We start from the raw sequence: 18794 nt of genomic DNA, 5'->3' as shown, positions 1-18794 counted from the left end.
GGCTCGCTCCGTCATCACTTAAGCGAACTGTTCGGCCGGCTGGCCAGCCAGCAGGATTGCCGCGTGCGTCGGCGCGATGTCCGCGTTCTTCGCGGGCTGCACCAAGGCCGACAGCATCGTGTGATCGTTGAAGCGGAATGCGCAAAGCAGGTTATCCGACGACGCGAGCTTGACGACCTGTGCGAGCGTGAGGCCCGACAGCAGATCGGCGAGTTCCGCCGACAGACCGAGCCGAAACATGCCGATGGCGCGGTCTTCGCGCAGCAGACGCTGCGCGAGCATGATGTACGACAAATTGATTTCCCGGATCGATTCCAGCGTTTCGCGACCGTTCATGGTTGCAACTTCCAGTAAATCCCCGATTTCCCGCCGGCTTTTTGCCGATGTCTTTTTTGTGCCTCACCGGACGCGTTCTGCCCGGCTACGTACTGCGTAATCTTTGTTTCAGTGCGTTACATCTTGTAACAACCACTGTGAGACGGATTCTAAGAACAGTCTGAACCTAACGCAAGAGTGTCTCAATAATATTTTGTTGCAAACAACACTTTAGGTCGGTAATTTTTTCGGTCTGGAGAATTTGACCGATTCTTTGATCCGGTCCGTATTTGTCTAACGTTTGCGAGGTCCGCCCGGCGCGGCTTCGTTTTTATCTTGATAATCGCCTTCCGCGCCATATAACGGGCATTTACGGGATTCCGTTGACGCCAAGACCCAGCTTTTATTCGCCATTCATCGGACGTGAAAGAGCAAAAAAATGCCGCGAAATCGGCGATTACCGATCCGCGGCAGGTTAGGTAATAGTTACTTGGTCGCAGTAACAGAGTTGTTACTGCCAGAAACATGGCCTTGTTACCGGCTTTGTAACGCCGTGGCGTTACTTTTGCGGGATGCCTTTGCGCCAGGCGCCCCAATGTGTAACAACCTCCTGTATGAATGGATTGCCCGTTCGATACAGGTTTTCGATGGCCGGCGCAAAGCCGCCCTGATCGGCGTAATTGAGCAGATTGTCCGAAGCGGCTTGCCCTTCGTACGGCCGGTCGAAGTCCGATCCGGCGCGCAGCACCGCCACGCGCGACAGATCCACCCGTTTCACGCTCGCCGCGCGCTTGAGCGCCTCGTACGTCGCGTTGTCTTCCTGTTGCGTCGTGCAATAGACACCGCGCCCGTCGGTCAGGAGGCGCGTCCACTCCCTCGCCCGCTCGCCGATATATTTGCCGGACCACCATGTATCGCCGGCGAGCGTGTCGCACTGGATCACGCGCGGCGGCTGGTTGGCCGGCGCGTAGTTGAATTTCGCGCGCGCGACTTTCGCCTGATCGCTGTCCGAGAGCGTGACGTTGCGCGAGATCGCGAAGGCCGCATCCGCAAGCGATGCATTGAGCGCGAACGCCTCCGTCCGATAGTCGAGCGGCGGTTTCTCGTACGGACTTTTCGTGTTGATGCCGAGGAAACCCGAAGGCCAGTAGGCGGGCTTCTCGCGCGCGTCGAGTTCCCATTGAATGCCGAAATCGACGAGATACTTCGCCCAGGCTGCCGAGCCGACCGTGCCCTGCTTCGGATCGATACCGGCGATGCCCGCGACGAGAAAATACGTGTGCCGCAGATTGAAGCGGTCGGAGAATGCCAGCGCCATCATCGACGCGGCCGCGTTCGTGTGACCCATGCCCGTCGTGATGACGCAGACATCGTCGCGATTGCAATTGACCTCGGGATAATCCGGCGACAGTCCCGGCACCTTGATCGCCTGCCACGGACCGAGCTTGTCGAGCCAGACCTGGCCCTCGGGGCCGAACATCGTGACGATCATCACTTTGACGTGGCGGCCGCCTTCGGGGCCGCTGTCATCGGATGGCTGGGCGAACGCGCAACCTGTCAGGGTCGCGAGGCCGGCGGCGAACAGTGACGCACAGGCGGCTTTTCTGAGCTTTATCGATCGTGACGCGCGGAGTTTTCTCATGGCGAGCGGATCCTCGTAAGGGTTCGACCTTCGAAAGAAGACCACGCCCGGCCAGGGCGCGGTCAACCCGCACGATTATAGGAGCGCTAACCGAAAACTCAGGTGCCGCTTTGCGATGACCGCGGCGGCGGCGCGTTCGACGCGACGTTCGCCGAACCCGCCGCCTCGCCCGTCGGATGCTGCGCGGCCTTCGACGGCTCGCCGCGCTGATCCGCGCCCGCCTCGTCCGCGTCCTGAACGCCTTCCGGGCCGCCTTCCTGATTGCCGCCGTTCACGATCACGAAGTTGCGCTGCGGATTCGCGATCTCGATGCCGCGCGCCGTGAACTCGTTGAGAATGCGCCGGTTGAACTCGCGCTGCACCGGCCAGCGCGCGCTGTCGCGGCACTGGATCTGGCCGGCGAGCGTGACGGTCGAGCCGTCGACGGCATCGACGCCCCAGAAACTGAAGTCGGAGAGAATGCCGTCGCGGAACGCTTCGTCGTCACGCAAGGCGGCGCCGATTTCCTTGAGCGTCGAAATGGCGAGATCGACGTCCTGACCGAGTGCGATCGAGACGCGCACCGCTGCATTGCCGATGCCGCGATTCGTGTTGTTCACCGTCGAGACCGAACTGAACGGCACGGTGTAGAGCGAGCCGTCGCCGCCGCGCAAGCGCACCGTGCGAATCGACAGATATTCGACCGTGCCCGACACGCCCGCGAGCGTCACCCAGTCGCCGACCTGCATCGCGTTTTCCATCAGCAGGAAGATGCCTGTGATGAGATCCTGCACGAGCTTCTGCGAGCCGAAGCCGAGCGCCACGCCGAAGATGCTCGCACTCGCGAGCAAGGGCGCGGTGTTCACGCCGAGTTCCGAAAGGCCCGTCAGCACGACGACCATCGCGATCACGATGAAAAGGCCGGTACGCATCATCGGCAGCAGCGTGCGCAGACGCGCGGCGCGCAGACGCTCGCCGCTCGCGGTCCATTGTTCGAGCCGCCGTTCGACGACGATGTTCGCCGCTTCCCACACGAGCACGGCGAACACGGCCGCGATCACGATGGTGACGAGCGCCGACGCGAGCCGGTTGCCGACGCCGCCCGACGTGAAGAAATGCACGATATCGACGTGCCACACCTGCAGCAGCGCGACCACGGTGATGACGGAAATCAGCGCCTGCACGATGCGCCGCAGCGCCGGGTAATAGCGATACGCGCGACGCCGCGCGATCGACTCGCCGGCGAGATCCTCTTCGTCGTTCTGATGGAAAACGCGGCCGAGCGCGCCGAACGCGACGATCGCGAGCACGCGCGCGCCGACCAGCACGAGCAAGGACACGCCGCCGAGATGAAACAGCGTGCGGTAGCCGTTCTGCACGTCGAGCGCCCACACGAACCACAGCGCGATCACGAAGAAGATCGCGACGCCCGCCCAGATATCGGCGAACCACGCGCCGACCAATCTCACCGAGCGGTTCGAACGCACGCGCTGCCGGATGCGCTCCGCCACCGAATTGCGGCTCTGGAAGATCACGAATGCGATCATCAGATGCACGATCAGCAGCGTGACCTTCAGCACCGCGATGCGCGCATCGCCCGACAGGCCGATCGGTTCGCCGGCATTGGCGAGCGCGATGCCCGCGCCGGCGGTGCACACGATGCGCCGCACCCAACGATGCGTGTACGCGGCGGCGGCATCGCGCATCTGGATGAGGCGCAGTCCGGGCGCGCGCGGCGCGACGAAAAAGCCGCTCACGATCACGACGGCGCGGCACGCCAGATAGACGTCGATGAGCGAGCCCGCGACGCGCGCCTCGGCCGTGTTGTCGTCGATGAAGATCGACATCAGCAACGTCACCACGCCGATGAACACGATCAGCGGAACCAGCGACAGCAAGCCGTACAGGAGCGCGCTCGGCAGGCGCTGCAACAGCGTCCAGTGACGCGCGGCGTGACGCTGGCCGCGCGCGGTGTCCGCCTTGCGCTCGGCGAGATGCATCGCGGTGGCGTCGCCGGTTTGCGCGGCGGCGTCTTCCGCGCGCTCGGCGGCGTGCTGTTCGCGCACGAGGTCGGGATCCTGCTCCTCAGCATCGGCGACGCCGCGTGCCGCGATCCGGGCGCGCGGGCGCTTCAGCAGGCGCAAGCATAAGAATTCGAGCAGCAACGCGGGAATCAGCGAGGCCAGCACGGTCCACATGACATGGCCGATGAGCGCGCGCCCCGCGTCGCTCGACGTACGGTCGCGCCACCACGAAATCACGGAGCCGAAATCGAGCAGCGCGACGGTCGAATGCCGCAGCCCCGCGCCGATCTCGACGAGCCAGTGCCCCGCCTGCCGCGACAATTGCGACGCGAGCCCATTCGCGGTCAACGAATGCGCGAGCACGCCCGATGCGCCCGATGCCGGCGCCGCGGACGATGCCGCCTGCGGCGCGCTCGCGGGCGCGGCCAGCGCGCCGGCCGCGGCGATCGCGCGCAACGTATCCGCGACTTGCGAACGGCGCGCGGGATCGTTGAGCACGGCAAGCGCATCGCGCGCCTGCTGCGGCGTCAGCGCGACCGCCGGCTGCGACGCGTGCTGCGCGGAAGCGGCTGCGGCGAACGAGGACTGGGAAAAGATCGGGAGAATGCTCGCCACGGCGACGAGCAGCACTGCAAGGAACAATTTGCGCATGGGTCGGATGAAGATCACAGAATTTCAGGGACTCGATGCGGACGACGCGCACGCCATATGCTAGCGCGATGACGTCCGCGCGGCAGGAGCGGTCCCGGACGACCCTGAAAGCCGTAGCACGCCGCGCTCCTGGCCTGCCCTCGCCTCAGGCGGCCGTCGGCTCGCCGCGATCGCGTGCTACGTCGGGTTCGAAGAACACCCAGCGCACTTGCGGAAAGGCGCGCTGCAGATCGTCTTCGATGATGTTGATCGCATCGATCATCGCGCGGCCGCTGGCGTAATCGATCATTTCGGCCTGCACTGCCACCACGACGTGCTTGCCCCATTGCAGCGTAATGAGGCTGATGATGCGCGTGATTTCCGGGCGCGTGCGCAAGTGCGCGTCGATCGCCTTGCGTACTTCCGGGCTCGCCGATTCGCCGACGATCATCGACTTCACTTCACGCGCAACGAGAAACGCGATGATCATCAGCAGCACGCCGACGCCGATCGAGCCGGCGGCGTCGTAGGCCGGGTTGCCGGTGAGCATCGTCATGAGCACGGCGGCGAACGCGATCGCAAGGCCGAGCAGCGCCGCGACGTCCTCGCCGGCGACGACGAGCAATTCCGATTCGCGCGTTTCGCGAAACCATCGCCATAAGGTTTTGTTCGGCGCGCCCTTGCGGATTTCGCGGATCGCGCCCGCGAGCGAAAAGGCTTCGAGCACGACGGAGATGCCGAGAATCACGAGCGCGACGATCGGGTTCGACAACGGCTCGTGATGCATCAACCGATGCGCGCCCTCGTACACAGAGAACGCTCCGCCGACGAAGAACAGCAGCAGCGCGACGATGAGCGCGTAGAAATAGATTTCGCGCCCCGACCCGAGCGGATGCAGCGCGTTCGCGGGCGCCTGCGCGCGCTTCAGGCCAAAGAGCAGCAACAGTTGGTTGCCGCAATCGGCCGTGGAATGGATGGCTTCGGCGAACATCGCGCCCGAGCCGGTGAAGGCAGCCGCCCCGAACTTGCAGACGGCGATGCCGAAATTCGCGGCGAGCGCGTAGAAAATGGCTTTCGGGGATTCTTCCTTCATGCGTTTCGAGTTTGTTTAGCTGACGTCGACGTGGCCCCGGCCGTCCACCATTTCGCCGATGATTGTCGCGTCGTGAAAGCCGTCCGCGCGGAAGATCGCGAGCACGTCGTTCACGGCATGCGGCGCGCACGACACGAGCAGGCCGCCCGAGGTCTGCGGATCGGTCAGCAAGGCGCGGGCCTCCTCACCTTCCTTGCCTTCGACGTTCAACGAGATGTCGTCGCCATACGCGCTCCAGTTGCGTCCCGACGCGCCCGTGTAGATGCCCGCGCGCACGAATTCGCGCACCTGCGGCAGCCACGGCAGATCGGCGTAACGGATGCGCGCCGTCAGTTGCGCGCCGCGCGCGAGTTCGAGCGTGTGACCGAGCAGGCCGAAACCGGTGACATCGGTGAGCGCGTGCACGCCCTCGAGCTGCGCCAGTTCCGCGCCGGGACGATTGAGCTTGGTGGTCGCGTCGATCATCGCCCTGTAGCCCGCCGCGTCGAGCTTGTCCTTCTTCAGCGCCGCCGACAGCACGCCGACGCCGAGCGGCTTGCCGAGCACGAGCACGTCGCCCGAGCGCGCGGCCGCGTTGCGCTTCACGCGCGACGGATGCACGATGCCGAGCGCCGCAAGCCCGTAGATCGGCTCGACCGAATCGATCGAATGGCCGCCCGCCACCGGAATGCCCGCTTCCGCGCACACCGCTTCGCCGCCCTTCAGCACTTGCGCGATGACTTCATGCGGCAGCACGTTGATCGGCATGCCGACGAGCGCGAGCGCGAGAATCGGCTTGCCGCCCATCGCGTAGACGTCGGAGAGCGCGTTGGTCGCGGCGATGCGGCCGAAGTCGAATGGATCGTCGACGATCGGCATGAAGAAGTCCGTCGTCGCGACGATCGCCTGCTCGTCGTTGAGCTTGTAGACGGCGGCATCGTCGGCGGTGTCGTTGCCGACCAGAAGATTCGGGAACGCGGGCAGCGGCGTCGCGCGCTTGAGCAGGTCGGCGAGCACGCCGGGCGCGATCTTGCAGCCGCAGCCGCCGCCGTGGGACAGGCTCGTGAGCCGGGGGGAAGTCGTGTCGGTCATAGTGGAAATCGGTTGAGGCGAATGTCTGCGTATTATCGCCGGATGCGCGTGAAGAGGCCGGGATAGTCGATCACGAGGCCGTCTTCGTCGACGGTGATATCCGCCGTGAAGCCCGTGTCGAGCCCTTCGTAACGATAGCGACAATCCGGCTCGATGCACGTATAAGCCTGCTCCACCGCGCTCACGCCGAGCTCGGGCACGCGCACATAGGCGACGCGAATCACGCGCCGTTCGCCGCGTTCGAGTTTCAGGCGGCGGATGGGCAGCGTGTTGGTGAAAGGCGTCGCGGTGATGTCCACGTCGATACAGCCGCGCAGCGCCTCGAGCGGCTCGCCGTTCGCATCGGTCCATGCGTGCGCGTCGCCGTTGTCGCCGTCCCTGCGATGCAGATCGAGCGATGCGCCGCCCGCGAGCTTCACCGCGAGCCGCGTCACTTGCCAGCGCGCATCGCATTCGATGCGATACACGAGACCGAAGGCACGCGCTTCGTCTTCGCCCACGACCGCGCTTTCGATCACGATGCCATCGCGCGTCTCATCGAGAACGAGATGCTCGAGCCCTGAGCCGTCTTGTTGCGACCATCGCACCGCTTTCATTGGGCACCTCGTTCGCGTGTTTATCGGCATCAAAGGATACATCGCTGCGGGCGAGGCTTTCGATCGGCATTCGACCTGCGCGAATCGCTCGACGTCACAAAACGTCACACGGTATACTTCGCGCCATTCCTGCGCAGGCGCGCGCACCGCACGTTCAGCGCCATTCACGCGATCCGTGCTCCGGCGATCCGCGCTCTGCCCGAACATCTCCGAACGCCCTTTTCATCGCCCATCGCATGAAGAACATTCTTGCTTCCGCCCTGGCCGCGCTCGCTTTGTCGGCGTCGATGTTTCAGCTCGTCCAGGCGCAGGAAACGCCGGACGTGCCCGAGGATTATTCGTATCTGACGAGGCTTCACGTACCGGATGCCGTCGCGCAATGTGTCGCCGCATTCGATCGCTGGGTGGAGAACGCGCCGAAGTACGACACGCTCATCGTGCCCGACCGCCGCGTGCTCTCCGCGAAGATCGACGACGATACTACGATCTTCAGTGTCGGCAACCCGATTCCGGTCGATCAGGTCATCGTGATGCGCGCGTTCGCGAAGGCGCGCGGCAAGGAGCAATGGACGCGCGTCGATAGCCGCTGTGGCGTGCGCGCCGGACATGTGGTCGGCGTATCGCTCACGCCGAACATGAAGCCGAAGATCGTCCGCTAAAGTCTTTCAGCGCTTGGCCGCGCGGCGCTGGTCCGTGCGCCCGCCGAGCCATTTGACGACCTGCGGCCCGAACGTGCGCGGCGCTTTCGCATGCATGCGCCCGGCGAGATCCGCCAGCCGATCCGCCGCGAGCGCTTCACGCATGCGCTTTTCGGCGTTCTTCATCACCGCGTGAACCGCGCATACGCCGCTCGTCGCCCAAGGCGGCGCGTCGTCGCCGAACACGGCGCAGCGCGCGCGAATCTCCCTGCATTCGAAGAGAGGCTTGTCGCCGTCGATTGCGTCGACGACATCGAGCACGCTGATTTCCTTCGACGGACGCGCGAGCGCGAAACCTCCGCGCGCCCCTTCCGTCGCGACGACGAGTCCCGCCTTGTGCAGCTTCGTGAAGAGCTTCGCGACGTATTCCGCAGGCACGCCCTGCAATTCCGCCAGATCGCGCACGCTCGCCTCGCGCACGCCGTGTGGCGGCTCCGCGAGATACAGCATGCAGTGCAGCGCGTACTCGACGCCCGTGCTGATGTGAGACATGTTCACTCCGACATTTCGAATCGGAGTTCAGAATAGCGCGTCCTGCATCCGCCGTACAACGGCGCACGACGGAGCTTGTAGACGCCCGTCGCGAATATTTCAGATTACACGTTTGCTTACAAACGAACACGGCTTGTCATTTTGCGAACCGCTAAATTGGTCTCCATGGATTCACACGGAGAAACCCATGAAGAAACTAGCGATCCTTGCAGCGTTGAGCGTGTTGTTGGGTAGCGCGCTATCGGGCTGCATCGTCGTGCCGGACGGTGGCGGTTATCACCATCATCACGATTACTACCGTTGATAAGCCGGTCCTGAACCACACGCCAAAGTTTGGCCGAACTGCGACCAATCGACTCGCGGTTTCACCGCCAGGCAAACGACCAAGGAGCACACATCATGAACAAGACGAAGAAAAGCCTGTTGATCGCTTCCCTTGCCGCCGCGCTGGGCATGGGTCTCGCAAACGCGGCGTCGGCGGACGTCCATCACGGTCCCACGCATCGCGTGACGGTCGGCTGGCATGGCGAGCGCTACTGGGACGGTCATCGTTACTGGCAGCGTCAGGAATGGGAACGCCATCATCACCATGTCGCGCCGCCTCCGCCGCATCGCTATCGATAAGCACGATCGCGCATGAGAAAGGCCGCAACGATCACGCATCGTTGCGGCCTTTTTATCGATTCCCGGCTCACCAGTTCTTCGGATCGCCGCCCAGCTCCTTGCAGGTGTCATAGGCGATTGCCTGCAGCTTTTCCTCGCCTATCTGCCCCGAAAGCGCATAGCCGACGCGATTCCACGCCCAATAGAACGTGGTGCGTTGTCCGTCCTTCAGCGTGCGGATCTTGCTGTCGTTGCGCCTGATCGTGGCGGTCGTCATGTAGAGCGTGAGGCGCTCGCCCGCCGCGTTCTGATACATGAACTGCGCGGCCGGACCCTCTGCGTCCGGCAACAGGCGTCCGCCGACGAGCTGAAATCCGTACTCGGCCAGCGACGGAATCGTCACCGCGCGATTCAGCCGTTTCGAGAGCCAGGTGACGAGATGATCTTGCTGCGACGCCGCCACTTCCACCGCGTGCCGCTGCTCGGGCGCGTACACGGCATACGCGATATCCGCGCGTTCCGCGAAGCGCGGCTTGTCGCCGAGCGCGGGAAGGAGCATCTGCAACAGGAATCCGCACGCGACCCCGACGGCCATGAAGCCTGCCGCGATCAGATAACGCTCGCGCGAGCGCGGCCGCAGACGCACGATCTGCGGCTCGCTCTGATCGGCGAAGAGCGCGCGCAACGCATTGTCCTGCGCACGATACGCGGCGACGGTCGCCTCGCTCGCGGGATTGCCCGCGACGCGTTCGGCCACGGCATCGCGCTCATTGCCGGGAAGTTCGTCGTCGATAAAGGCGGACAGCGCCTGCAGATCGCGATCGGGTTTGGGCAGCCCCATACGGTCGCCGCCTTCGGATGGACGGTCTTGATTGGTCATGAGCGGCTCACCACTTTCAGCGACGAAGGCGACGCCTTGCGGCCCGATTCCTCGCCGAGCAGAACGCGCATGTGCTCCCGCGCTCTCGACAAGCGCGACATCACGGTTCCGGTCGGCACATTCAACACCACGGACGCCTCCTGATAACTCATTTCCTCGACACACACGAGCAGCATCACTTCGCGCTGCTCGACCGGCAGACAGTACAGCGCACGCTGCACGTCGCGCAGCACGAGGCCGTCGACTTCCCCGCGCGGCGCGGCCATCTGCCGCCAGGGCGCGCTTTCATCATCGACGGCGATATCGCGGCGACCGCGCAACTGGTCGATATACAGATTGCGCATGATCGTGAACAGCCACGCGCGCAAATTCGTGCCCGCATGAAACGACCGGGCGCGATTGAGCGCGCGCTCGGTCGCGTCCTGCACGAGATCGTCGGCCCAGGCGCGATCGCCCGTCAGCGCGCGCGCGTAGCGGCGCAACTGCGGCAGATGCGCGAGAAGATCGCTCTCGAAGCTCAAGACCGTGCGTCCTCGCGCGTGCGGGGCGAGCCGGAGGCGTTCGCCATCAGTAGCTGCCTCCGCCGGCAGGTCCGCTCGGCGCGCCAGAAGAAGGCGGCGCACTTTGCGTACCGCTCGCGCAGCCCGCTGTGCCGAGCGCGAGCCCGAGCGCGATCAGGAGCGCCGTCACGCCGATCGATCGTTTCATGGTCGTTACCTGTTGATTGAAAGACTGGCGGACTCGCCGATTTATTCCGCGAGCCCGCATCGATGCGAAGGCGCTCAGGGCTTCACGACGTGCCAGACATCGCGGAAGTTGTCCCCGTTCTTGTCGCCGGGCTTCGTGTCCTTCGCGAAGCGATAGACGCGCTTGCCGTCATAGGCCCACTGTTTGCCGCCGTCGGCGGATTCCATGGTCCATTTCCCGCTCGGCTTGTCGGAGTCGCTCGCCATCGCGGCGGGCCAGGCCTGCGCACAGCCGCCGCTGCACGCGCTCGGGCCGCCTTTCGTGTCCTTGTCGAAGGTGTAGAGCGTCATGCCGTTTTCATCGACGAACATGCCGTTCGATTCTTTCGGCGCCGCAGCATGCGCGGACGACGCGAGCGAAGCAAAAGCGGTAGCGACCGTTGCGGCAGCGACGAACATCTGGATACGCTTCTTCATTTCATCTTCCTTGTTGTAGAAGTATCCGTAGAACGTTCGGAAGCGCTGCACTATTCCGCGGACGATGAAATAAATCGATGCGGCAGCGCCGTCGCATCGCCTGTCGGCAATCCATTCAAGACCATTCGCGCGCGCTCGGCCAGTGCTTCGTTGAAATTTCGGTGCTCAGGCCCCCGCGGCGGCGGCCGTCGCGTCGCGCCAGCGGCGGGTGTCGCGCAACGGCGGCGCACCGAAAAGCCGGCTGTACTCGCGGCTGAACTGCGATGCGCTTTCATAGCCCACGCGATGCGCGGCGGTGGCGGCATCGACGATATCGAGCATCATCAGGCGGCGCGCCTCCTGAAGCCGCAGCTGCTTCTGGTATTGCAGCGGGCTCATCGCCGTCACCGCCTTGAAATGATGATGCAGCGACGACACGCTCATGTGCACGTCCCGCGCGATGTCCTCCACGCGCAGCGGCTGGTCGAAATGCTGGCGCAGCAACTGGATCGCCTTCGCGATGCGCTGCGTCTGGCTGTCCTGCAGCGCGATCTGCCGCAGACGCGCGCCGGAGCCGTTCATCAGCAGTCGATACAGGATTTCGCGCTTGACGAGCGGCGCGAGGATCGGCACGTCCTCGGGCGTGTCGACGAGCCGCAAAAGGCGCAACACGGCATCGAGCATCGAGTTGCCGAGGCGGTTCACGTAGAGACCGCGCGAGGCGTCGGTCTGCGTCGCGGGCGGCAGGCTTTCGTCCTGGATCAGCGACGTGATTTCGTCGACATCGAGATCGAGCCGCATGCCGAGATACGGCTCGGACTCGCTCGCCACCGACACCTGCCCGCACACCGGCAGATCCACCGACGACACCAGATAGTGCATCGGATCGTAGATATAGACCTCGTCGCCGACCATGAGGCGCTTGCTGCCCTGCGCGATGAGCGCGAGCGCGGGCGTCTGGATGCCGTGCTTCGGCCCGCCCGGATTCATGATCCGATGCAGGAACAGCCCCGGCACCGGCGTCTCGACCGAGCCTTCGCAACCGATGGTGAAACGGTCGAGCAGCGCGACGAGATCGAGGCGCGCCTGATCCAGCGCGGCGTCATGACGCGTTTCTTTCGGCTGGTCATGACTTTCTTTTCCGGCGAAGCCGGGCGTGTCGTTCAGAGCCATGGTTTGCGGACCATTTTCAAGATGGGAGAAGTCTGGTTAGCTTACTCGCGCGAGCGCGTGATTGCTCGCGCGCGCCCCCAGCGTTTGCAGGAACAGGCAAGGATTGAACAGGATCAGGCTATGAACCCGCCGCGCGCCGGGACGATACTGCATTGCCGGCGCGGACCCTGTCGTGAAGGTCGTGCGATGCCGCGCCATTCCAGTCACTCGGGAGCAACCATGCGTTACAGGAAATTCGGCAACACCGGTCTTTTCGTCTCGGAGCTGTGCTTGGGCACGATGACCTTCGGCGGCGGAACGGGCGGAATCTGGGACAACATCGGTCAGTTGCAGCAGGCGGAAGCCGACAAGCTGATCGGCCGTTCGCTCGATGCGGGCATCAATTTCATCGACACCGCCGACGTCTACGCCGACGGCCGATCCGAAATCATCACCGGCCAGGCGCTGAAGAACCTCAACGTGCTGCGCGAAAATGTGGTCGTCGCGACGAAAATCCTTGGCGAGACCGGCACCAAGGGCGTGAATTCGCGCGGCGCGTCGCGCTATCACATCATCGATGGCGTGAAGGCGAGCCTGAAGCGGCTGCAGCTCGATCACGTCGATCTGTACCAGATTCACGGTTTCGATCCGGCGACGCCGATCGAGGAAACGCTGCGCGCGCTCGATAATCTCGTGCAGCATGGACACGTGCGTTACATCGGCGTTTCGAACTGGGCGGCGTGGCAGATCATGAAGGCGCTCGGTATTTCCGAGCGTCTCGGTCTTGCGCGTTTCGAGTCGCTTCAGGCGTATTACACGGTCGCTGGCCGCGATCTGGAACGCGAAATCGTGCCGCTGCTGCAAAGCGAGAACGTCGGGCTGATGGTCTGGAGTCCGCTCGCGGGCGGCCTGCTTTCGGGCAAGTTCACGCGCGAAGGCGGCAAGGAAGAAGGCAGCCGGCGCACCAAGTTCGACTTCCCGCCGGTCAATGTCGAACGCGCGTACGACTGCGTCGACGTGATGCGCCGCATCGCCGAATCCAAGGGTGTATCGGTCGCGCAGATCGCCCTTGCCTGGCTGCTGCATCAGAAGGTCGTGTCGAGCGTGATCGTCGGCGCCAAACGGGTCGAGCAGCTCGACGACAACATCGCGGCGACCAACGTGCGTCTCAACGAAGACGAACTCGCCGCGCTCGATGAGGTGAGCCAGTTGCCGTCGGAATATCCCGGCTGGATGCTCACGCGCCAGGGCGAATATCGACGTAATCAGTTGAAGGAGGAAGCGGCGGAGTAAGGCCGTCCGGCGCGGGCGACCGGCCCGCGCCGGCTAGGGATTTACCCGTACTTCAGGCGATTTTCCCGCGTTTTAGGGGCTTTATCTCCGAATCAGATAGTTCTTATCCTCCCTATCGCGTTGCGGCATAAGGCCGCTCTGCCGACACTGTACGCACAACATCACCACTGCCTCACGGAGACAATCATGCGTACTCAAGTCGGCATCGTCGGCGCGGGCCCGGCCGGGCTTCTTCTCTCGCACCTGCTTCATTTGCGCGGCATCGAATCGGTCGTGCTCGAAGCGCGCAGCCAGAACGACATCGAATCGACGATCCGCGCCGGCGTGCTCGAACAAGGCACGATGGACACGCTCACTCAGGCCGGTCTCGGCGCGCGCATGCAGGCCGAAGGCGCGCTGCACCACGGTTTCGAGCTCGCGTTCGAAGGCCAGCGCCGCCGTATCGCGCTGACCGAGCTCACAGGTCACTCGATCACGGTCTACGCGCAGCACGAAGTCATCAAGGATCTGGTCGCGGCGCGGCTCGCGGCGAACGGCGAGCTGAAGTTCAACGTGTCGAATGTGTCGCTGCACGACTTTCAGGATGGCAGCGATCGCAAGCCGCGCATCAAGTATCAGCACGAAGGCCGCGACGAAGAACTCGAATGCGACTTCATCATCGGCTGCGACGGTTCGCAGGGCGTTTCGCGACAGTCGATTCCCGAAGCGGTGCGGCAGGATTATCAGCGCATCTATCCGTTTGGCTGGTTCGGCATTTTGGTCGAAGCGCCGCCCTCCTCCGATGAACTCATCTACGCGCGGCACGATCGCGGATTCGCGCTCATCAGCACGCGCTCGCCGGGCGTGCAGCGCATGTACTTCCAGTGCGATCCGAAAGATACGGTCGATGCCTGGTCCGACGACCGCATCTGGGCCGAACTGCACGCACGCGTCGATACCGCCGATGGCTGGCAGATCACCGAAGGCAAGATCTTCCAGAAGAACATCGTCGGGATGCGCAGCTTCGTGTCCACGCCGATGCAGTCGGGCAAGCTGTTCCTCGCGGGCGACGCAGCGCATATCGTGCCGCCGACCGGCGCGAAGGGCCTGAACCTCGCCGTGTCGGACGTGCGCGTACTGAACGCCGCGCTTCTCGATTTCTATCAGGAAGGCAACGGCGAGAAGCTCAGCCACTATACGGAAGCGGCATTGAAGCGCGTCTGGCGCGCCGAGCATTTCTCGTGGTGGATGACGCGCATGCTGCACAAGCTGGACGATACGTCGCCGTTCGAGCAGCGCCTGCAGGTGGCCGAACTCGAACATGTGACGACATCGCGCGCGGCCGCCACTGCCCTCGCCGAAAATTACGTGGGCAGCGTCGCGGTATAAGCGCGGACCGGTCGCACGGCGCTTGGTCGGCGCCGTGCGTCGTCGACGTTACAGAACGGCCACGACCCTGACGTCGCCTTCGACGGACGGAATGACCTGCCCGCCGACGCGCCGGAACGTGATCGTCGCGGTCTTGTCGCCGAGCCGCAGATCGCCGATTTCGAGCCAGTCGATGCCTTCGGGCAACTCCGGCCGGTCGATACGCACTTCTTCCTTGACGGCGTCGACGGTCACGCCGAGACACGCTTCCAGAATCATGAAAGGCGCGCCCGCCGCCCACGCCTGCGGCAGACACGCGACCGGATAGGCGATCGGCCGTTCCCCGCGTTGGCGCGTGAATCCGCAGAAAAGCTCCGGCAGACGCATGTCGAACGTGACGGCGGCTTCGAACAGCGACTGCAGCAGTCCCACGGCCGCGCCGCGATCGCCGTAGCGCGCGAGGCCGCGTGCGCAGAGCGCGGTGTCGTGCGGCCATACCGAGCCGTTGTGATACGACATCGGATTGAAGCGCGGCTGCCCCGCCGCAAGCGTCCGCACGCCCCAGCCCGTGTGAAAGAGCGCCGATTCGAGTTGCTTGGCGACAGCCTCGCCGCGTTCGCGTTCGACGAGATCGAACGCGAGCAGATGCCCCGCATTCGACGACAGCACGCGGCATAGCTCGCCCTTGCCATCGAGCGCAATGCCGTAAAAATCCATCTCCGGCATCCAGTACATCTCTTCGACACGCTCGCGAATGTGACGCGCACGCCGCTCGAACTCGCTTGCGTTCTCGCCTTGTCCGCGCTCGCGGGCGAGACGCGCCATCGTGGAAAACGCGGTCGATGCGTAACCCTGGACTTCGACGAGCGAGATCGGGCCGATCGGAAACTTGCCGTCCGCGTGGAAGACCGAATCCTGGCTGTCCTTCCACCCCTGATTCGCCAGACCGTGCTCGGATGCGCGCTGGTAGTCGAGCAGACCGTGCGGATTCTTGTCGCAATGGCGCGCGACCCATTGCGCTGCGAGCTGCAGCGCCGGCCAGATTTCATCGATCAGGGCGGTGTCACCGGTGCGTTCCGCGTATGCGCCCGCCAGCACGATGAAGAGCGGCGTGCTGTCGACGCCGCCGTAATAGAGCGCGAACGGCACTTCGCCGGTTGCCGCCATCTCGCTCTTGCGCGTCTCGTGCATGATCTTGCCGATTTCGGCATCGCGGAAAGCGGAGTCTTCACGCGCCTGATTCGCGGCGAGGAAGCGCAGCACGCCGCGCGCGAGCGTCGGATGCAGCCAGAGCATTTGCAGCGACGTGATGATCGCGTCGCGGCCGAACGCCGTCGAGAACCACGGAATGCCAGCGTACGGATAAGGGCCGGTTTCGAGATCGGTGGTGAGCAGCCCGAGATCGGCGAGCGAACGGTCGATCCATTCGCTGAAGAGCGGATTGCTCGAACGCACGCGCGCGCTCGCGCGGCGCCGGTCGCGCATGCGGCGATGCGCCTCCACGAGCGCGTCGCGGATCGCGGGACGGCCCGATTCGGGCGCGCATTCGGCCGCTTCCGCGGCGTTGCGCTTGCTTTGCTCGCTGGCGTCCGAGAGCGCGTGCGTCACGGCCGTCACCGAGAGGTACACGGAAATGGCCGTTTCCGACTGGATATGCAGCGCGTAGTCGGCGCGGGTGGGCGAAAGCACGTCCGGCGCGGGCGTGAACTGGATGCGCGCCGTGCGCTCCACCTCGTCGAGGCCGACATAGCGCAACACGACCTCGCCGTTCTCGACGACCGGCGGACGCAAAGCCCCGCGCTTGCCACGTATCGCGCCGCGAACCTCGAACATGTCGAGGAAGTCGGCCTTGAAGGAGATCGACAGCGGCACGGTGGACGGCTCCGTGCCGTAGTTCGTCAGCACGATGCTCTCGTGCAGCACATGCCCCGACAGCACGCGCTTGCGTTCGACGTGGATTACGCCTTCCGGCGTGCGTGCTCCGCCGATGGGCGGCAGCGGGCGGTTGGTCAGGTGCGCGGTAAAGACGGCGTTGTCGCTCGATACGCTGCCCGAAAGCAGCGACGGCGCGCGTCCGCCGAACGTCAGCACGAGCTCCGACAGCACGCGCGTGTCGTTGACGAAGAGGCCGTCGTCGTCGCCGCGGATATCGCCGTTCGCATCGTAGACGGCGAACGTGTTGCCCGACTTCAGCACGAACTGGCGTTCGCTCGGTATGTTCGGGTGCTCCGTCGGGATGAACGCTTCGTCCGGCAGCTTCGATTGCGACACCTGCATCTGCTGTTGTTGCTGCTGTTGCTGCTGTTGCTGCTGTTCCTGTGTGTTCATTGCACCTTCCTGAAAGTAATCTGAAGGGTTTCGCGAGGCGTTCGGGGGCGCTTACCCGCTGTCATCGACAGCCTTTCGACCCGCCCACGCCTGACGCGTTCTCCGCGCGCAATGTCATCTCGATATGTCGGACCATAAGCCTCTCGGCCTTATGTGGCAATGGCTTGGGCTAAAATTGCGCCTTTTGAGCGAACTCAGAGGTGGATTTGCGCAACAGAACAATCGACGCCGCCCGAGGGATCGGGATCGTTCTTGTTGTCCTTGGACACGCCATTGGTTTGCCAGAGTGGCTCTTCCGAGTCATTTACTCGTGTCATATGCCTCTGTTCTTTTTCCTGTCTGGATACCTTTTCAACGGCAAGAGAAGTCCGCTAGAGGTCATGCGCAGGAATTCCCGACGCCTTCTGATGCCGTACGCAGTCGCCGCCGCAATCGCGATCTTCCCGTCGATTCTATTTGGGAATACAACCAGTCTCTCCCAATTCTTCGTGCAACTCGGGGGTACGGCGTATTCCATACCTCGATCGAATCTTACTTTCTATTGCACGCCGCTCTGGTTTCTAACTTGCCTGTTCTGCACCGAAGCCATGTACGCGGCGTTGACCCGGTACGCGCGACACGTTGTGCATGTCGTGATCGCCGCATCATTGGTCGTCGGCTGCACGTTAATGGCCTTCGTGAAAGGCTTCTCACCCTGGAACATCAAGATCGCTTTTGTCGCGCTCTTTTATTTCCACCTGGGTTTCGTTGCAGCCGAATCCAAAATGCTGGACGGCAGGCGTTTTCCCGCTTGGACGCTGCCACTTTGCGCGCTCGGATGGATCATCGCTTCGCTGTGGAATCCCAAAGCAGCGAACCTCGCCGGCGAGACTATCGGTAATCCAGCGCTGTTCCTCCTCGCATCAATATGTGGGATATGGGCATTGGCCAGGTTAGCCCGGCTCACCGCGACGTCGCGCGCACTCAGTTTTCTCGGTAAAAACACGCTGCCCATATTCGCGTTCAACTATCCCCTCAATCTTTTTGCTCAGTGGCTGTTCGCGCCGACCACGCCGTGGTTCGTCTTCGCTGCTTCGGAAATGGCGTTAGCCGTCGGGTTCGTTTTCCTGCTTCGACGCATTCCGGCAATCGCGCGCGTGTTCTCGATCGAATCGGGACAACGCGCAAGCCCAACTGCGGTCTAGGCCGGCCAGGCTGGTCAGTTCGGCATAGGCTCCGCGAGCCATAGCTGAAGAGTGCTATGCTCTTAGCCCTTTTGTCCGGCCAGCGCTAAAAGGCGTCTGCCGGGAGGCGCACGGTTTCATTAGAAGGCCGGCGCAGCGTTTGGGCTCCGATCGCTGAAAGAGTACTTCGCGGACGCGCGCGAAATCGGGACGCCCTAAGCCGCGACGCCGAAAGGTTCTCACGAAACCCGACCGCTCTCGGCGCGCCTCCGTTTGCAGGAAAAAGTAAAGGATTTTGCCCGGGCAATTTTCGGGCGTCGGTCGGCCGCGATGACCGAGTCGTACA

18 protein-coding genes are annotated in these 18794 nt (G+C 63.7%); 5 read left to right on the top strand and 13 right to left on the bottom strand.

All coding sequences use genetic code 11. The features are described 5' to 3' along the window. Positions 1-18: 18 nt before the first annotated feature. The 6 genes from flhD to QCE49_RS28825 form a co-directional block, all read right to left on the bottom strand. Positions 19-336 (bottom strand): flagellar transcriptional regulator FlhD, encoded by a 318-nt coding sequence (gene flhD / locus QCE49_RS28850; protein ID WP_008353371.1) that lies wholly within the window; start codon positions 334-336, stop codon positions 19-21. A 538-nt stretch (positions 337-874) separates the two neighbouring features. Continuing rightward, positions 875-1957 carry a purine nucleoside permease gene (locus QCE49_RS28845; RefSeq protein WP_250456750.1) on the bottom strand — a complete coding sequence of 361 codons (1083 nt, stop codon included), beginning with the start codon at positions 1955-1957 and terminating at the stop codon, positions 875-877. Positions 1958-2055: 98 nt separating this feature from the next. Continuing rightward, positions 2056-4611 (bottom strand): mechanosensitive ion channel domain-containing protein, encoded by a 2556-nt coding sequence (locus QCE49_RS28840; RefSeq protein WP_309806697.1) that lies wholly within the window; start codon positions 4609-4611, stop codon positions 2056-2058. A gap of 145 nt (positions 4612-4756) precedes the next feature. Next, positions 4757-5683, bottom strand: a complete 927-nt coding sequence (locus tag QCE49_RS28835; RefSeq protein WP_175979332.1) for a cation diffusion facilitator family transporter — start codon at positions 5681-5683, stop codon at positions 4757-4759. Positions 5684-5698: 15 nt separating this feature from the next. After that, positions 5699-6754, bottom strand: coding sequence for a selenide, water dikinase SelD (gene selD / locus QCE49_RS28830; protein ID WP_250435750.1), 1056 nt, complete (start codon positions 6752-6754; stop codon positions 5699-5701). A 32-nt stretch (positions 6755-6786) separates the two neighbouring features. Then, positions 6787-7350: a putative glycolipid-binding domain-containing protein gene (locus QCE49_RS28825; RefSeq protein ID WP_250435749.1), complete on the bottom strand. Its 564-nt coding sequence runs from the start codon at positions 7348-7350 to the stop codon at positions 6787-6789. Positions 7351-7586: 236 nt separating this feature from the next. Here QCE49_RS28825 and QCE49_RS28820 point away from each other — a divergent pair, with 236 nt between their 5' ends. Then, complete coding sequence (locus QCE49_RS28820; RefSeq protein WP_250456749.1) at positions 7587-8009, top strand: BspC domain-containing protein; 423 nt, start codon at positions 7587-7589, stop codon at positions 8007-8009. A gap of 6 nt (positions 8010-8015) precedes the next feature. Here the strand turns inward: QCE49_RS28820 and QCE49_RS28815 are convergent, their stop codons facing one another. Next, a complete protein-coding gene (locus tag QCE49_RS28815; RefSeq protein ID WP_175979329.1) occupies positions 8016-8540 on the bottom strand; it encodes an Rrf2 family transcriptional regulator in 525 nt (174 codons plus the stop codon). Between the two features lie 399 nt (positions 8541-8939). Here QCE49_RS28815 and QCE49_RS28810 point away from each other — a divergent pair, with 399 nt between their 5' ends. Beyond that, entirely contained in the window at positions 8940-9164 is a 225-nt protein-coding gene (locus QCE49_RS28810) for a hypothetical protein (RefSeq protein WP_008353384.1), read from the top strand. Positions 9165-9231: 67 nt separating this feature from the next. On the opposite strand, the gene QCE49_RS28805 is transcribed toward QCE49_RS28810, so the two are convergent. The 5 genes from QCE49_RS28805 to QCE49_RS28785 all read right to left on the bottom strand — a co-directional run bounded on the left by QCE49_RS28805 (position 9232) and on the right by QCE49_RS28785 (position 12338). Further along, positions 9232-10023, bottom strand: a complete 792-nt coding sequence (locus tag QCE49_RS28805) for an anti-sigma factor (protein WP_250456748.1) — start codon at positions 10021-10023, stop codon at positions 9232-9234. Then, positions 10020-10544 carry an RNA polymerase sigma factor gene (locus tag QCE49_RS28800; RefSeq protein ID WP_008353386.1) on the bottom strand — a complete coding sequence of 175 codons (525 nt, stop codon included), beginning with the start codon at positions 10542-10544 and terminating at the stop codon, positions 10020-10022. The genes QCE49_RS28805 and QCE49_RS28800 overlap by 4 nt, the downstream gene beginning before the upstream one ends. A gap of 46 nt (positions 10545-10590) precedes the next feature. Then, on the bottom strand, positions 10591-10731 hold the full coding sequence (locus QCE49_RS28795) for a hypothetical protein (protein WP_160172887.1): 141 nt from the start codon (positions 10729-10731) through the stop codon (positions 10591-10593). Between the two features lie 74 nt (positions 10732-10805). Further along, a complete protein-coding gene (locus tag QCE49_RS28790; RefSeq protein WP_033536167.1) occupies positions 10806-11186 on the bottom strand; it encodes a lipoprotein in 381 nt (126 codons plus the stop codon). A gap of 165 nt (positions 11187-11351) precedes the next feature. Then, positions 11352-12338: an AraC family transcriptional regulator gene (locus QCE49_RS28785; protein ID WP_008353388.1), complete on the bottom strand. Its 987-nt coding sequence runs from the start codon at positions 12336-12338 to the stop codon at positions 11352-11354. Positions 12339-12557: 219 nt separating this feature from the next. On the opposite strand from QCE49_RS28785, the gene QCE49_RS28780 reads away from it, so the two are divergent. Both QCE49_RS28780 and QCE49_RS28775 read left to right on the top strand, forming a co-directional pair. Continuing rightward, on the top strand, positions 12558-13610 hold the full coding sequence (locus QCE49_RS28780) for an aldo/keto reductase (RefSeq protein ID WP_250456747.1): 1053 nt from the start codon (positions 12558-12560) through the stop codon (positions 13608-13610). 186 nt (positions 13611-13796) lie between these two features. Further along, a complete protein-coding gene (locus QCE49_RS28775; protein ID WP_250456746.1) occupies positions 13797-14978 on the top strand; it encodes a 4-hydroxybenzoate 3-monooxygenase in 1182 nt (393 codons plus the stop codon). Positions 14979-15026: 48 nt separating this feature from the next. Here the strand turns inward: QCE49_RS28775 and QCE49_RS28770 are convergent, their stop codons facing one another. After that, positions 15027-17234 carry an amylo-alpha-1,6-glucosidase gene (locus QCE49_RS28770; RefSeq protein WP_235366214.1) on the bottom strand — a complete coding sequence of 736 codons (2208 nt, stop codon included), beginning with the start codon at positions 17232-17234 and terminating at the stop codon, positions 15027-15029. Between the two features lie 251 nt (positions 17235-17485). On the opposite strand from QCE49_RS28770, the gene QCE49_RS28765 reads away from it, so the two are divergent. Next, positions 17486-18469: an acyltransferase family protein gene (locus tag QCE49_RS28765; protein ID WP_250456745.1), complete on the top strand. Its 984-nt coding sequence runs from the start codon at positions 17486-17488 to the stop codon at positions 18467-18469. The last annotated feature ends 325 nt before the right edge of the window (positions 18470-18794 follow it).

This window comes from Caballeronia sp. LZ008 (genome assembly GCF_031451435.1).
Taxonomy (GTDB): domain Bacteria; phylum Pseudomonadota; class Gammaproteobacteria; order Burkholderiales; family Burkholderiaceae; genus Caballeronia; species Caballeronia zhejiangensis.
The sequence above is the reverse complement of the archived record's forward strand: the minus strand, read 5'-3'. Positions and strand labels throughout refer to the sequence as shown.